12 protein-coding genes are annotated in these 14,634 nt (G+C 72.2%); 4 read left to right on the forward strand and 8 right to left on the reverse strand.

Annotated features, from left to right (window positions below):
* Window positions 1–37: 37 nt before the first annotated feature.
* From iolD to iolC, 5 genes are read right to left on the reverse strand one after another with little or no spacing between them, the layout of a single operon-like run.
* Window positions 38–1,945 carry a 3D-(3,5/4)-trihydroxycyclohexane-1,2-dione acylhydrolase (decyclizing) gene (gene iolD, locus QUG92_RS04245; RefSeq protein WP_289457777.1) on the reverse strand — a complete coding sequence of 636 codons (1,908 nt, stop codon included), beginning with the start codon at window positions 1,943–1,945 and terminating at the stop codon, window positions 38–40.
* Window positions 1,942–2,847, reverse strand: a complete 906-nt coding sequence (gene iolB / locus QUG92_RS04250) for a 5-deoxy-glucuronate isomerase (RefSeq protein ID WP_289457778.1) — start codon at window positions 2,845–2,847, stop codon at window positions 1,942–1,944. Before iolB ends, iolD begins: the two co-directional genes overlap by 4 nt.
* Before the next feature lie 7 nt (window positions 2,848–2,854).
* Entirely contained in the window at window positions 2,855–4,384 is a 1,530-nt protein-coding gene (locus QUG92_RS04255) for a CoA-acylating methylmalonate-semialdehyde dehydrogenase (RefSeq protein WP_289457779.1), read from the reverse strand.
* Window positions 4,381–5,370: a class I fructose-bisphosphate aldolase gene (locus QUG92_RS04260; protein ID WP_289457780.1), complete on the reverse strand. Its 990-nt coding sequence runs from the start codon at window positions 5,368–5,370 to the stop codon at window positions 4,381–4,383. Before QUG92_RS04260 ends, QUG92_RS04255 begins: the two co-directional genes overlap by 4 nt.
* Window positions 5,363–6,367, reverse strand: a complete 1,005-nt coding sequence (gene iolC / locus QUG92_RS04265) for a 5-dehydro-2-deoxygluconokinase (RefSeq protein WP_182047141.1) — start codon at window positions 6,365–6,367, stop codon at window positions 5,363–5,365. The genes QUG92_RS04260 and iolC overlap by 8 nt, the downstream gene beginning before the upstream one ends.
* A 165-nt stretch (window positions 6,368–6,532) precedes the next feature.
* Between iolC and QUG92_RS04270 the strand changes: the two genes are divergently transcribed.
* The gene (locus QUG92_RS04270; RefSeq protein ID WP_182047142.1) at window positions 6,533–7,795 is read left to right on the forward strand and encodes a DNA recombination protein RmuC; all 1,263 of its coding nucleotides are present in this window, start codon (window positions 6,533–6,535) and stop codon (window positions 7,793–7,795) included.
* A gap of 129 nt (window positions 7,796–7,924) precedes the next feature.
* On the opposite strand, the gene glpX is transcribed toward QUG92_RS04270, so the two are convergent.
* Complete coding sequence (glpX, locus tag QUG92_RS04275; protein ID WP_083263742.1) at window positions 7,925–8,914, reverse strand: class II fructose-bisphosphatase; 990 nt, start codon at window positions 8,912–8,914, stop codon at window positions 7,925–7,927.
* Window positions 8,915–9,035: 121 nt separating this feature from the next.
* Here glpX and fbaA point away from each other — a divergent pair, with 121 nt between their 5' ends.
* Both fbaA and QUG92_RS04285 read left to right on the forward strand, forming a co-directional pair.
* The gene (fbaA, locus tag QUG92_RS04280) at window positions 9,036–10,064 is read left to right on the forward strand and encodes a class II fructose-bisphosphate aldolase (protein WP_289457781.1); all 1,029 of its coding nucleotides are present in this window, start codon (window positions 9,036–9,038) and stop codon (window positions 10,062–10,064) included.
* Between the two features lie 104 nt (window positions 10,065–10,168).
* Complete coding sequence (locus QUG92_RS04285; protein ID WP_182047143.1) at window positions 10,169–11,425, forward strand: M18 family aminopeptidase; 1,257 nt, start codon at window positions 10,169–10,171, stop codon at window positions 11,423–11,425.
* A gap of 12 nt (window positions 11,426–11,437) precedes the next feature.
* Here QUG92_RS04285 and QUG92_RS04290 read toward each other — a convergent pair whose 3' ends face one another.
* Together QUG92_RS04290 and QUG92_RS04295 are read right to left on the reverse strand one after the other, a co-directional pair.
* On the reverse strand, window positions 11,438–12,166 hold the full coding sequence (locus QUG92_RS04290; protein WP_289457782.1) for a DUF6264 family protein: 729 nt from the start codon (window positions 12,164–12,166) through the stop codon (window positions 11,438–11,440).
* The gene (locus QUG92_RS04295) at window positions 12,163–13,227 is read right to left on the reverse strand and encodes a 4-hydroxy-3-methylbut-2-enyl diphosphate reductase (RefSeq protein ID WP_434533038.1); all 1,065 of its coding nucleotides are present in this window, start codon (window positions 13,225–13,227) and stop codon (window positions 12,163–12,165) included. The genes QUG92_RS04290 and QUG92_RS04295 overlap by 4 nt, the downstream gene beginning before the upstream one ends.
* A 103-nt stretch (window positions 13,228–13,330) precedes the next feature.
* On the opposite strand from QUG92_RS04295, the gene xseA reads away from it, so the two are divergent.
* Complete coding sequence (gene xseA / locus QUG92_RS04300; RefSeq protein WP_289457783.1) at window positions 13,331–14,572, forward strand: exodeoxyribonuclease VII large subunit; 1,242 nt, start codon at window positions 13,331–13,333, stop codon at window positions 14,570–14,572.
* The last annotated feature ends 62 nt before the right edge of the window (window positions 14,573–14,634 follow it).

The following is a 14,634-nucleotide window of genomic DNA, read 5'->3' on the forward strand; positions in this document are numbered from 1 at the left end:
TTTCTGGGCCGCGGCCCGGGTGGTGTGGTTTGGAGGGTCAGCCGAGCAGGGGCCGCTGGTGGGCGACCTGCTGCTCGTAGTCGGTACGGGCCTGCTGCGTGCTCGGCAGGGTGGAGGTCTGCGCGACCGGCACGTCCCACCAGCCGTCGCCCTCGGGCGCGTACAGCAGGGGGTCGGAGTTCACGTGCACGAGCGTGGTGTGGTCGTTCGCCTTCGCCTGCCGGACCGCGGCCCGGAGGTCCGCGATCGCGTCCGGGCCCGGCTGGACCTCGATGACGTCCACGCCGTAGGAGCGGGCGTTCGCCGCCAGGTCCACGGGCAGCGGGTCGCCGTTCTCGAACGACTGCGTCTCGTCGAGGTACCGGTACCTGGTGCCGTAGCGCTCGGACCCGACGGTCTCGGACAGGTGCCCGATCGAGGCGTACCCGTGGTTCTGGATGAGCACGACCACGATCTTGATGCCCTCGGCCACGGCGGTGACGAGCTCGGTGTGCAGCATGAGGTAACTGCCGTCGCCGACCATCACGATGGCGTCGCGGTCGGGAGCACCCCGTCGGACGCCGATCCCGCCCGCGATCTCGTAACCCATGCACGAGAACGCGTACTCGACGTGGTAGCCGAGCTCGTCGCGCACCCGCCACAGCTTGTGCAGGTCACCCGGCAGCGACCCCGCCGCCTGGATCACGACGTCGCGCGGGTCGGATGCCTCCTGCACCGCGCCGATGATCTCCGCCTGACCGGGCAGCGCGAGACCGGACGGAGCGAAGGCGGCGTCGACGACGGTGTCCCACTCCTGCTTGCGCTGGGCGATCTCGGCGGCGTACCCGGGGTCCACCGCGTACGACGAGTCGGACGTGAGCGCGGCGGTCAACGCGACCAGCGCCTCCCGGGCATCCGCGACGACCGGCAGCTGCGAGCCGTGCTTGTACGCGTCGAACGCGGCGACGTTCACGTTCACGAACGTCACGTCCGGGTGCTGGAAGGCGGTCCGTGACGCCGTGGTGAAGTCGCTGTACCGGGTCCCGATGCCGATCACGACGTCGGCCTGGGCGGCGATCGCGTTCGCTGCCGCCGTGCCGGTCGCGCCGATGCCGCCGAGGTACTGCGGGTGGTCCCAGACGAGTGCGCCGCCGCCGGCCTGCGAGGTGCCGACCGGGATGCCCGTCGCCTCGACGAAGGCGGCGAGCTCCGACGCCGCGTCCGAGTACAGCACGCCGCCACCGGCGACGACCACGGGGCGCTCGGCGGCGCGGATCGCCTCGACGGCCCGGGCGAGCGGACCGTGCTCGGGCAGCGGACGGCGGAGGTGCCACTCGCGCGGCTGGAGGAACGCGACGGGGACGTCGAGGGCCTCGGCCTGCACGTCCTCGGGCAGGGCGATGGTCACGGCTCCGGTCTCGGCCGGGTCGGTGAGCACCCGCATGGCGGCGAGCGCGATCGAGAACAGCTGCTCCGGACGCTCGACGCGGTCGAAGAACCGGGACAGCGGTCGGAACGCGTCGGTGACCTGGATCGAGGTGTCGTGCGGCATCTCGATCTGCTGCAGCACCGGGTCCGTGGTCCGGGTCGCGAACGTGTCCGACGGCAGCAGCAGCGCCGGCAGCCGGTTCGTCGTCGCGAGGGCGGCGGCGGTCAGCATGTTCGCGGCGCCCGGGCCGACCGACGCCGTGCTGGCGAAGGTCGCACGACGACGGTGCATGCGCGCGAACCCGACGGCCTCGTGCACCATCGCCTGCTCGTTGCGCGCCTGGTGGTAGGGCAGCAGACCCGGCTGCTCCACGTGCAGCTGCTTGATCGCCTGGCCGAGGCCCGCGACGTTGCCGTGCCCGAAGATGCCGAAGATCCCCGGGATCGTGCGCTCGCGGTGGTCGCCGTCGACGGTCCACTGGTTCGCGAGGAACGCGACGAGGGCCTGGCCGACGGTCATGCGGCGGGTGGCGGTCATCGGTCGGACTCCTTCTCGTAGGGCAGGCGCGGGTCGACGGCTTCCGACTCCCACACCTGACGGACCCACCCGTGGGCGGGGTCGTCGGTGATGTTCCAGACGCGCTCCGGGTCGGGCCCGGCCATCACGTTGAGGTAGTACATGTCGTAGCCCGGTGCCGCGACGGCCGGGCCGTGCCAGCCGTACGGCACGAGGGCGATGTCGCCGCTGCGGACCTGACGGAACTCGTCGATCGGCCGGTCGTCCGAGGCGTACGTGCGGTGCAGGGCGAAGGGTTCGGCGGTCTCCGGAGCATCGACACCACGGGCCACGTCGGCCTCGTAGTAGTAGATCTCCTCGAGGTCCGACTCCTCGCCGGGCCGGTGCGTGTCGTGCTTGTGCGGCGGGTACGACGACCAGTTGCCGGCCGGCGTGATCACCTCGCACACGATCGCCTTGACGGCGTCGAGCGCGGCCGGGGTGCCGAAGTTGTGCACCTGCCGGCTGGACTGTCCGGCACCGCGGAGCTCGACGGGGACGTCGCCGCGCGCGATGTACGTCGAGGGCTTCACCGTGTCGGTGGGGACCTCGGCGACCGCGAGCCGACCGCTGCCGGTGATCCGCGCCTCCGACCCGGACCCGAGGTACAGGACGTCGGTCGGTCCGTCGAAGACGCTGCGGCGTCCCTCCAGTGCCTGTTCCCCGGTCCCCGCGTCGCCCGCGTAGGCGACGGAGAAGGTGCCCGCGAGCGGCACGACGATGCGCTCCACGGCGGCGGCCGGGAGGCGCAGCTCGCCCCCGTCGGTCAGCGCACCCGTCCGCAGGCCGGTGTGCGCCCACCCCGGCACCCGTCCGTCGACCACGTCGGTCCAGCCGTCCTCCGGTCGGCTGCCCGCCCGGACGAACCAGTCGTCGTTCGCCATCCCCGGGTCAGCCGTTCGCGGGGAAGCCGAGGTCGACGCCGCCGTGCACGGCGGGGTCGAGCCACCGCGAGGTGATCGCCTTCTGCCGGGTGAAGAAGCTCACGCCGTCCGCGCCGTACGCCTTGTGGTCGCCGAACAGCGAGTTCCGCCAGCCACCGAACGAGTAGTACGCGACCGGCACCGGGATCGGGACGTTGATGCCGATCATGCCGACCTGCACGTCCCGCTGGAACCGGCGGGCGGCACCGCCGTCGTTCGTGAAGATCGCCGTGCCGTTGCCGAAGGCGCCGGAGTTGATGAGCTCGAGCCCCTCCTCGTAGGTCTGCACGCGGACGACCGACAGCACCGGGCCGAAGATCTCCTCGGTGTACACGCGACTCGACGTCGGCACCCGGTCGATCAGCGTCGGACCGAGCCAGAAGCCGTTCTCGTCGCCTTCGGGTCGGACGGTGCGGCCGTCCACCACGACCTCCGCACCGTCCTGCTCGGCGACCTCGATGTACGAGGCGACCTTGTCGCGGTGCTGCTCGGTGACGAGCGGGCCCATGTCGCAGCCCCGGCGTCCGTCGCCGATGCGCAGCGTCGCCGCGCGCTCGCTGATCTTCGCGATCAGCTCGTCGGCGACCGGCTCGACCGCGACGACGACCGAGATCGCCATGCAGCGCTCACCGGCCGAGCCGAAGCCCGCGTTGATCGCGTTGTCGGCGACGAGGTCGAGGTCGGCGTCCGGCAGCACGAGCATGTGGTTCTTCGCGCCGCCGAGGGCCTGCACGCGCTTGCCGTGCTTCGTGCCGGTCTCGTAGACGTACTGCGCGATCGGGGTGGACCCGACGAACGAGATCGACTCGACGTCCGGGCTGGTGAGGAGGCCGTCGACGGACTCCTTGTCACCGTTGAGCACCGTGAAGACGCCGTCGGGCAGCCCGGCCTCCCGGAACTTCTGCGCGAGCCAGATCGCCGCGCTCGGGTCCTTCTCGCTCGGCTTGAGCACGACGGTGTTGCCGGCCGCGATCGCGATCGGCAGGAACCACAGCGGCACCATGGCCGGGAAGTTGAACGGCGAGATGATGCCGACGACGCCGAGCGGCTGGCGGATCGAGTAGACGTCGATGCCGGTCGACACCTGGTCGGAGAACTCGCCCTTCATCAGCGAGGGGATGCTCGTCGCGAGCTCCACGACCTCCTGCCCGCGGGCGATCTCGCCGAGCGCGTCCGAGGTGACCTTGCCGTGCTCGCTCGTGATGATCTCGGCGAGCTCGGCCTTGTCGCGGTTGAGGACCTCGCGGAACGCGAAGAGGACCTGCTGGCGCTTCGCGAGCGACATCTGGCTCCAGGCGGGGAACGCGGCCTTCGCGCTCGCGATCGCGCGCTGGATCTCGGACTCGTCGGCCAGGGCGACCCGCTTGGTCACGACGCCGAGCGCCGGGTCGTACACCGGGGCCGTCCGGCCCGAGGTCGACGCGACGTGCTCGCCGTCGATCCAGTGCCCGACCGTTGCGAGTCCCTGCTCGGTTGCTGGCTGTTCCGTGGTGGTCATGCGTTGCTTCCTTCCGGGACGGACGTGTCCAGGGTGGTGGACGTGGCAGGCGACCCGGGTCGGTCGCGAGCCGGTGTGGAGGACTCGCCACGGGCCTCCCGGCTGTGGACGAGGGAGGACGCGACGTCGACCGCGGTGGCGACGTCGCCGTCCTGGGGGTAGAGCAGGGTGCGTCCGACGACGAGCCCGCGGACGCCCGGCAGGGCGAGGGCGTCGGCCCAGGTGGCGTAGGTCTCGTCGGGGCTGCCGGACGGGTCGCCGCCGAGGAGCAGCGTCGGCAGCGTCGTCGCGGCCATCACGCGGGCCATGTCGTCGACGACCGGGACCTTGAGCCAGCTGTAGGCGCTCGACTCCCCCAGGCCCGCGGCGATCGCCATCGAGGTGATCACGGCGTCGGCGGTCAGGTCGTTGACCACCCGGCCGTCGCGCCAGGACGACATGAACGGCTCGAGCATGATCGGCAGCCGCAGGGCAGCGGCCTCGCTCACGGCACGCGCGGTGGCCTCGAGCGTGGGCGCGGTCCCGGCGTCGTCGAGTGCGACGCGCACGAGCAGCTTCGCGACGTCGAGCCCGGCGTCCTTGATCGCCCGCGCGGAGTACGCCGTGTAGCGGTCGTCGAGCTCGAACGAGGCGCCCCGCAGCCCGCCGCGGTTCATCGACCCGACGACGACCTTGCCGTCGAGGGCGCCGAGGAGCGCGAGGTCCTCGACGATGTCGGGCGTGCCGAGGACACCGTCCACCCCCGGACGACCGAGTGCGACGACGAGCCGTTCGAGCAGGTCGTAGCGGTCGGCCATCGCGGACGGGTCGTCGCGGACCGCCAGGGCGCCGCGTGCGGGGTGGTCGGCGGCGACGATGAACAGCTTGCCGTCGTCGGCGAGCAGCGGGCGCCGGGTCCGTGCGCGCAGCGCCTCGGCGACGCGTTCCGGTGCGCCGGCGCGGAGGTCCCGCAGCCGGGCGAAGTCGGCGGGGCTGATCTCAGGCATCGATGCCCTCCTTCGTGGTCGCCTGCACGGGGTTGTCCCGCAGGAACTGCTCGATCTCGTCGCTGGTCGGCATCGCGGTCGAGCACTCGAACCGCGTGGCCACGATCGCCCCGGCGGCGTTCGCGAACGCCAGCGTGCGGTCGAGGCTCCAGCCCTGCAGCAGGCCGTGGGTCAGCGCACCGCCGAACCCGTCACCCGACCCGAGGCCGTTCACGACGTCGATGGTGTGCGGGCGGAACTCGACCGTCTCGTCCCGGGTCTTCGCGAGCACGCCCTTCGGCCCCTGCTTGACGATCGCGACCTCGACGCCGCGCTCGAGCAGGGCGTCAGCGGCACGGACCGGATCGGTCTCGCCCACGGCGACCTCGCACTCCTCGCGGTTGCCGACCGCGACGGTCGCGTGCTCCAGGGCGACGGCGACCTCGCGCGTCGCGGCGGCGGGGTTCGCCCAGAACACCGCCCGGTAGTCGAGGTCGAGCACGGTCTGGACCCGGGTGGGAGCCGTCGACGCGGACCGGGCCGCGAACGCCGCGTGGTGCGCGCTCCGGCTCGGCTCCTCGCTCAGGCCCGTCACGGTCGTCCAGAAGATGCGCGCCCGTTCGATCTCGTGCAGCGGCAGGGACTTCGCGGTGATCATCAGGTCCGGGGCCTTCGGGGCCCGGTAGAAGTACAGCGGGAAGTCGTCCGGCGGGAAGATCTCGCAGAACGCCACGGGCGTGTTCAGCCCGTCGACCGTGGCGACGAAGTCGTTCGCGACGCCCAGCTCGGGGAGGGTCCTGGCGATGTACCGCCCGAAGGGGTCGTCGCCCGTGCGGGTGACGACAGCCGTCTCCGCGCCGTGGCGTGCGGCGGCGATGGCGACGTTGGTCGCGCTGCCGCCGACGGACTTCGAGAAGGTCGTGACGTCCTCGAGCGGACCGGTCTGCTGGGGGTAGACGTCGACGCTGACGCGTCCCATCGTGATCACGTCGTAGGCGTGGGGAACTTCGTTGGTCATGCGACGCGATGGACCTTCCGTGCGGCTTCTTCGGCGGACGAGCACGACTGTACACGCACTTTGCCCTAATGTCAGTACATGGCTCGAGACCGCGTGTGCGGACGCGTGCTCGCCGCGTCGGCGGGCCGGGAGGCGCGTGTCGGTGGGACCTGCCAGGGTCGCGTCATGCAGATCCTCGCCCTGGTCATCGGCCTCGTCCTCGGCGCGGCCGTCGGTGCCGTCGTCGCGTGGTCGCTCGCGCGCTCCCGCGCGGGCGTCGACGCCGCCGCGGCACGTGCCACCGCCGACGCCGTGCGGGCGCAGCTCGACACCGCGCGCGCCGATGCCGAGGAACGGCTCGACGCGCAGGACGCCCAGTACCGCCGGCAGGTCGACTCGCTCGAGCGTCGGGCGGCCGAGCTCGAGCACCTCGTGCAGCGCATGCACGGCGCCGACGCCGCGCGCACGCAGGGCGAGTCGAAGGTGCTCTCCGCGCTGAGCCCGGTCGCGCAGACGCTCGACGTCATGCGCGCGAAGATCGCCGAGCTCGAGCAGTCCCGCAGCGAGCAGTACGGTGCCCTCTCCGCGCAGCTGCGGTCCGCCGCCGAGTCCGAGGAACGCCTCCGGGCCACGGCGGACACCCTCGCGAGCGCCCTGTCCTCGAACAGCACCCGCGGCGTGTGGGGCGAGACGCAGCTCCGGAACGTCGTGGAGGCCGCCGGGCTGCTCGAACGCGTCGACTTCGACGTGCAGTCCTCGGTCACGACGACCGCGGGGACCGCCCGACCCGACATGGTCGTGCACCTGCCCGGCGGCAAGACGATCGCGGTCGACGCGAAGGTGCCGTTCAGCGCCTACCTGCAGGCGGCCGAGATCCCGGCGAGCGCGACCGGCGCCGAGGGTGCCCGGCGCGACCAGCTCATCGCCCAGCACGTCAAGGCCCTGCGGGCGCACGTCGACGCCCTCGCCGCCCGCGAGTACTGGACGGGCTACGACGCCTCGCCCGAGCTCACCATCGCGTTCATCCCGTCCGAGTCCCTCGTCTCGACCGCCCTCGCCGCCGACCCCGGGCTGCTCGACCACGCCTTCCGCAAGCGCATCGCCCTGGCGTCACCCGTCACGCTGTGGTCGGTGCTCAAGACCGTCGCGTTCTCGTGGCAGCAGGACGTCGTCACCGCCGAGGCGCGCGAGCTCTTCCGGGTGTCCCGCGAGCTGTACGGCCGCCTGGCGACCATGGGCGGACACGTCGACAAGCTCGGCCGGGCGATCCGCGGCTCGGTCGTCGACTACAACCGCTTCGTGGGGTCGCTCGAGCGCCAGGTGCTCCCGAGTGCCCGGCGGCTGTCGCTGCTCGACGAGTCGAAGGTGCTCGCCGACCCCGCGACGATCGACGACGAGCCGCGGCTGCTCACCGCGCCGGAGCTCGTCGGCGCCCTCGACGAGGACTGACCGCCGGCGCGGAGGTGCGCGTCGAACCAGCGATGCGACATCGAACCAGCCGGTCGGCCTGGTTCGATGTCGCATCCATGGTTCGGTGCCTGACGTCACCGCCGAGCACCACCGGTCATGCGGACCGGATCAGAACCACTTCTCGGCGCGGTGGTCCGCCTGGATCCGGCGGATCGTGTTCGAGCGCGAGCGGAGCACGAGCGAGTCGGTGTGGATGACCCCGCGGGAGCGACGGACACCGTCCACGAGGACGCCGTCGGTGACACCCGTGGCGACGAAGAACGTGTTGTCGCCCGTGACCAGGTCGTCCTGGTCGAGCACCTTGTCGAGGTCGTGCCCGGCGGCGATCGCCTTCTCGCGCTCCTCGTCGTCCTTCGGCTGCAGCTTGCCGAGGATCACGCCACCGAGCGCCTTGATCGCGCACGCGGTGATGATGCCCTCCGGCGTTCCGCCGACACCGACGCACATGTCGATCTTCGAACCGGGCAGCGCCGCCGAGATGCCGCCGGCGACGTCGCCGTCGAGCAGCAGTCGCGTGCCGGCACCGGTCGCGCGGATCGCACGGATGAGCTCGTCGTGGCGCGGGCGGTCGAGGACGGCGATCTGCATGTCCTCGATGTCCTTGTCCTTCGCCTTCGCCAGGGCGCGGATGTTGTCACCGATCGGCTTGTCGAGGTCGAGGACCCCGCGCCCCTCGGGACCGGCCGCGATCTTGTCCATGTAGAACACGGCCGACGGGTCGTACATCGAGCCGCGGTCGGACACCGCCATCACCGAGATCGCGTTCTGGCGGCCGGCGGCGGTGAGCGAGGTGCCGTCGATCGGGTCGACCGCGATGTCGCAGGCCGGACCGTGGCCGTTGCCGACGTGCTCGCCGTTGTACAGCATCGGGGCGTTGTCCTTCTCGCCCTCACCGATGACGACGACGCCGTCGAAGTTCACCGTGCCGAGGAACTTGCGCATCGCGTCCACCGCAGCGCCGTCCGCGAGGTTCTTCTCACCCCGACCGACCCACGGCTGCGCACGGATCGCGGCGGCCTCCGTCGCACGCACGAGCTCGAGCGCGAGGTTGCGGTCGGGCTGGAGGAACAGGGCACCGGTCTCAGTCGTGGGAGTCACGACCAGAGCCTACCCACCGCCCTCACAGGAGCCGCACCGGGTGCACGGACGTGCACGCTGTGCCCCCTGGGGGCTCGCTGACTAGGCTCGCACGGGACACCACCAGTCGAAGGAGATCGCAGTGCCCATCGCAACGCCGGAACAGTACGCCGAGATGCTCGAACGAGCGAAGGCCGGCAAGTTCGCCTACCCCGCGGTGAACGTGTCCTCCTCGCAGACCATCAACGCCGTCCTCCAGGGACTCCAGGAAGCCGGCTCGGACGGCATCCTCCAGGTGACGACGGGCGGCGCCGACTACTTCGCCGGCCACACCGTCAAGAACCGCGCTGCCGGCGCCCTCGCGATGGCGAGCTTCGCCCACGAGGTCGCGAAGAACTACGACATCACCGTGGCCCTGCACACCGACCACTGCCCGAAGGACGCCCTCGACGGCTTCGTCCTCCCCCTCATCGCCGCGAGCGAGGAGGAGGTCCGCCAGGGCCGCAACCCGATCTTCCAGTCGCACATGTGGGACGGCTCGGCCGTGCCGCTCGACGAGAACATCGAGATCGCCCGCACGATGATCGAGAAGACGCGCAACATCAACGCGATCCTCGAGGTCGAGATCGGCGTCGTCGGCGGCGAGGAGGACGGCGTCCAGCACGAGGGCACGAACGACGCGCTCTACACGACCCCGAACGACGTCGAGAAGGTCGTCGACGCGCTGGGCCTGGGCGACCGGGGCCGCTGGATCGCCGCGCTGACGTTCGGCAACGTGCACGGCGTGTACAAGCCGGGCAACGTCAAGCTGCGTCCGGAGCTCCTCGGCGAGATCCAGCGCTCGGTCGCCGAGAAGCACGGCACGGGCGAGAACCCGCTCGACCTCGTCTTCCACGGCGGCTCCGGCTCGACCGACGACGAGATCCACGAGGCCGTCCGCAACGGCGTCATCAAGATGAACATCGACACGGACACGCAGTACGCGTTCACGCGCTCGATCGCCGACTCGATGTTCCGCAACTACGAGGGCGTGCTCAAGGTCGACGGCGAGGTCGGCAACAAGAAGCAGTACGACCCGCGCGCCTGGGGCAAGGTCGCCGAGACCGCCATGGCGGCTCGCGTCGGCGAGGCCGCGAAGGTCCTCGGCTCGGCCGGCAACACCAAGGGCTGATCCAGCCGTACCCGGGGTCACCGGCCGGGAGGAACGGGGCGCGTCCGACGGACGCGCCCCGTTCTGCGTCCGGTCACCACCACGGCCCGTGACACGATGGGCGGGTGACCACCGACGCCATCGCCTCCTCGTTCGCCCAGTACGTCACCGAGTCCCCGACCGCGTTCCACGCGGCCGCGGTCGCGCGCGACCAGCTCGTGGCGGCAGGGTTCACCGAGCTGTCGGAGCTCGACGCCTGGCCCACCGAGGCCGGCGCGTACGTCGTCGTCCGTGACGGTGCGGTCATCGCCTGGCGCCTGCCGGAGTCGGCGACCGCGACCACCCCGTTCCGTATCCTCGGCGCGCACACCGACTCCCCCGGGTTCCGCATCAAGCCGAACCCCGGCGTCCGGACGGGCGGCTGGGAGCAGCTCAACGTCGAGGTCTACGGCGGCGCGCTCCTGTCGACGTGGTTCGACCGCGACCTCCGCATCGCCGGCCGCGTGGTCGACGCGGACGGCGCGGTCCGACTCGTGTCGACGGACGCCGTCGCCCGGATCCCGAACCTCGCCATCCACCTCGACCGCGGCGTGAACGACGGCAAGGAGATCGACCGGCAGCGCCACACCCTGCCGGTCGTCGGGATCGATGCCGCGTTCGGCGGCACGGACGTGCTCGACTGGCTGCGCGGCCGCGTCGGCGAGGCGGTCTCGTGGGACCTCTTCCTCGCGGACACGCAGGCCCCGGCGCGCATCGGCATCGACGGCGCGTTCCTGGCGTCGGGTCGGATGGACAACCTGACGAGCGTGCACGCCGGGCTCCGCGGCATCATCGAGGCCCCGGCGGACGGTGACCACGTCCCGGTGTTCGCCGCGTTCGACCACGAGGAGATCGGCTCGTCGACCCCGTCCGGTGCGGGCGGGCCGTTCCTCGAGGACGTCCTCGGCCGCGTGCAGGAGGGCCTCGGCGCCACCCGCTCCGAGGCGGCACGGGCCTTCCGCGCCTCGTGGCTGCTCTCGAGCGACGCCGGGCACCTCGTGCACCCGAACCAGCCGGAGAAGCACGACCCGACGAACCGGCCGCGGCCGGGAGCGGGTCCGCTCCTGAAGATCAGCGCGAACCAGCGCTACATGACCGAGGCGAAGGGCGAGGCGGTCTGGGCTGCCGCGTGCGACGCCGCCGGGGTGACCTGGCAGCCCTTCGTCAACGTGAACACGATCCCGGGCGGCTCGACGATCGGCCCGATCGCGGCGACCCGGCTCGGCATCCCGACGATCGACATCGGCGTCGGGCTGCTGTCGATGCACTCGGTGCGCGAGCTCGTGCACGTCGACGACCTCGCGGCACTGCACGGCGCGGTCGCCGCCTTCCTGGCTGGCTAGGCCAGCGGCGGCTCAGCCGCCGGTCGCCCGCCGGATCGACTCCTGCACGGCCGGGTCCTGGAACACCACGACGAGCATCGGCACGGCGCCCAGGACGCTCGCCACCACGCCACCGACCAGCGGCACCCAGAAGGTCCACCGGTGGGCCCGGAGGCGGCGGACCGACCACCAGGCGACGAGGGCGAAGGTCACCGCCAGGACGACCGCGCGGACGACCGCCGCCGAGGAGAGGTCAGCAGGCGACGCCATCTCGCCGAACCGTCCCGTGACGTACTCGCGCGTCAGGCTCGCGACCGTGCCGGTCGACAGCGCGGTGAACACCGACCAGAGCCCGATGAAGAGCAGGCCGACGGTGAGCACGAAGTCGAGCCGCGAGGCACCGTAGGGACTGACCGGCGCGGACGCCGGGGCCGACGACGAGCCGCCCCGGCCGTCGCGCTGGTCGGAGGTCGATCGGGTCGGGTCGGACGCACGTCGCGCATCGGCGTCCCGTCGCTGCGCCGCGTCCTGCCGCTCCTGCTCCGCCGCCTGTCGTTCCTGCTCGACGAGCACCGGGTTCACCCAGCCCTCGGGCGCGTACTCGCCGTACTCCGGTGCCGGACGGCCGTGGACCCGGCCGTCCGCGCGACCGCCGGCCGACGTCGCGGAGGCGGGTCGTGCCTCCCGGCCGAGCGCGGTCTCGTCGACGTGACCCGGGTCGCGGACCGGCACCGCCGCCCAGTCCCCCTGCGGCGCGGTCACCGGCGTCGCCCGCCGAGCGCACGCGTCGGGGCGCCCGACGCATCGGTGCGGAGCTCCTTGGGGAGCGAGAACATGAGGTCCTCGTGGGCGGTGACGACCTCTTCCACCGAGCCGTACCCGGCGTCGGCGAGCTGCTCGAGGACCTCGGCGACGAGTTCCTCGGGGACGGAGGCGCCGCTGGTCACACCGACGGTCGCGACGCCGTCGAGCCACTCCTGGCGGATCTCCTCGGCGTAGTCGACGCGGTGCGCCGATCGTGCACCGTGCTCGAGCGCGACCTCGACCAGGCGCACGCTGTTCGAGGAGTTGGCCGAGCCGACCACGATGACGAGGTCCGCCGCGGGGGCGACCTTCTTCACCGCGACCTGGCGGTTCTGCGTGGCGTAGCAGATGTCGTCGGACGGCGGGTCCTGGATCGACGGGTACTTCTCGCGCAGCAGGCGGACGGTCTCCATCGTCTCGTCGACGCTCAGCGTGGTCTGCGAGAGCCACACGAGGTTGTCGGGGTCGGACACCTGGAGCGCGGCGACGTCCTCGGGCCCGTTGACCAGGATCGTGCGCTCGGGCGCGTGGCCCATCGTGCCCTCGACCTCCTCGTGGCCGGCGTGCCCGATGAGGATGATCGTGCGGTCCGCCTTCGCGAATCGGGTGGCCTCGCGGTGGACCTTCGTGACGAGGGGGCAGGTGGCGTCGATCGCGTGCAGGTCGCGCTCCGCGGCACCGGCGACGACCGTGGGCGAGACACCGTGCGCACTGAAGACGACGTGCGCGCCGCGGGGCACCTCGGCGACGTCGTCGACGAACACCGCACCGCGCTGCTCGAGGGTCGAGACCACGTGCACGTTGTGGACGATCTGCTTGCGGACGTACACGGGCTCGCCGTACTGCTCGAGGGCCTTCTCGACCGCGACGACCGCGCGGTCGACCCCGGCGCAGTACCCGCGCGGGGCGGCGAGCAGCACCTTCTTCGCGCCGGCGACCGGCTCGTCCCGCAGGCGGCCCCGCGCGGCGTGCACCCGGGGCGGGGCGAGCGGGACCGTGCGGCCGTTGGTGATCGTCACGCCCCCGATGATAGGTGTCGGGCGGGCGTGCGGCCTGGGTGTCGACCCGGCCGCGGTGTGCGGGCCGTGCGGCGCTGTCCGCGGGATGCGGCAGCATGGGGGCATGGCGATCGAACAGGGCCCGCCGACGGCCGACAACCCGTGGCCCGTCGCGCTGCTCGGCGCGAAGATCCGCGACTGGATCGACCGGCTCGGCACCGCGTGGGTCGAGGGCGAGATCACCCAGTGGAACGTCGCCGGCGGCAACGTGTACGGCAAGCTCAAGGACGTCGAGGTCGACGCGACGGTGTCGTTCTCGATCTGGTCGAGCGTGCGCTCCCGGGTGCCGGCGGACCTGAAGCAGGGCGACCGCGTCGTCGCCGCCGTCAAGCCGAACTACTGGGTCAAGGGCGGCTCGCTGACCATGCAGGTCGTCGAGATGAAGCACGTCGGACTCGGTGACCTGCTCGAGCGCCTCGAACGGCTGCGACGGACCCTGGCGGCCGAGGGGCTGTTCGACCCGTCGCGCAAGCGCCGCCTGCCGTTCCTGCCGCACCGGATCGGGCTCATCACGGGCAAGGACTCCGACGCCGAGAAGGACGTCAAGCGGAACGCACAGCTGCGGTGGCCGCAGGTGGCGTTCCGGACGGTCCACACCGCGGTGCAGGGCGAGCGGGCCGTCGGCGAGGTCACGGCCGCCATCGTCGAGCTCGACGCCGACCCCACCGTCGACGTCATCATCGTCGCGCGCGGCGGCGGCGACTTCCAGAACCTGCTCGGCTTCAGCGACGAGGGGCTCGTGCGGACCGCGGCGGCCGCGACGACCCCGATCGTCTCGGCCATCGGGCACGAGGCCGACCGTCCCATCCTCGACGAGGTCGCCGACCTGCGGGCCTCCACCCCGACGGACGCCGCCAAGCGGGTCGTGCCGGACGTCGCCGAGGAGCTCGCCAACGTCCGGCAGGCCCGTGCCCGCCTGGGCCTCCGACTGTCGCACGTGCTCGCCGTGGAGGCCGACCGGATCGCCGCCCTGCGTTCCCGTCCGGCCCTGGCGTCGACCGCGTGGCTCGTCGACACCCGGGCGGAGGAGGTCGCGCGCGACCTCTCCCGGGCGCGGGAGCTCGTGGACCGCCGACTCGAGCGCTCGCACGCCGACGTCGGACACCTGACCGCCAGGCTCCGGTCGCTGTCGCCGCGGGACACCCTGCGGCGCGGGTACGCCATCGTGCAGACCACCGACGGCGGGGTGGTTCGCGGCTCGGACGACCTCGACGGTGCCACGCCCGTGCACGTCACGCTCGGTGCCGGCACCGCCACCGGCACGCTCGAACCGGACGGACCGGGGCCGGACGGCTCCGGCGCCTGACGGCTCCGGCGCCTGAGGGCTCCGGTACCTGAGGGCTCCGGCGCCTGACCACCTCCTCCACG

The organism is Curtobacterium citri, assembly GCF_030362955.1.
Lineage (GTDB): Bacteria > Actinomycetota > Actinomycetes > Actinomycetales > Microbacteriaceae > Curtobacterium > Curtobacterium citri.

What these genes read in the sequence shown, in the direction of transcription:
- QUG92_RS04260 (WP_289457780.1), bottom strand. Translation starts at nt 5,370, where the DNA reads ATGCCTGAGATCAGCCCCGCCGACTTCGCCCGGCTGCGGGACCTCCGC.
- iolD (WP_289457777.1), bottom strand. Translation starts at nt 1,945, where the DNA reads ATGACCGCCACCCGCCGCATGACCGTCGGCCAGGCCCTCGTCGCGTTC.
- iolB (WP_289457778.1), bottom strand. Translation starts at nt 2,847, where the DNA reads ATGGCGAACGACGACTGGTTCGTCCGGGCGGGCAGCCGACCGGAGGAC.
- QUG92_RS04255 (WP_289457779.1), bottom strand. Translation starts at nt 4,384, where the DNA reads ATGACCACCACGGAACAGCCAGCAACCGAGCAGGGACTCGCAACGGTC.
- QUG92_RS04270 (WP_182047142.1), top strand. Translation starts at nt 6,533, where the DNA reads ATGCAGATCCTCGCCCTGGTCATCGGCCTCGTCCTCGGCGCGGCCGTC.
- iolC (WP_182047141.1), bottom strand. Translation starts at nt 6,367, where the DNA reads ATGACCAACGAAGTTCCCCACGCCTACGACGTGATCACGATGGGACGC.
- xseA (WP_289457783.1), top strand. Translation starts at nt 13,331, where the DNA reads ATGGCGATCGAACAGGGCCCGCCGACGGCCGACAACCCGTGGCCCGTC.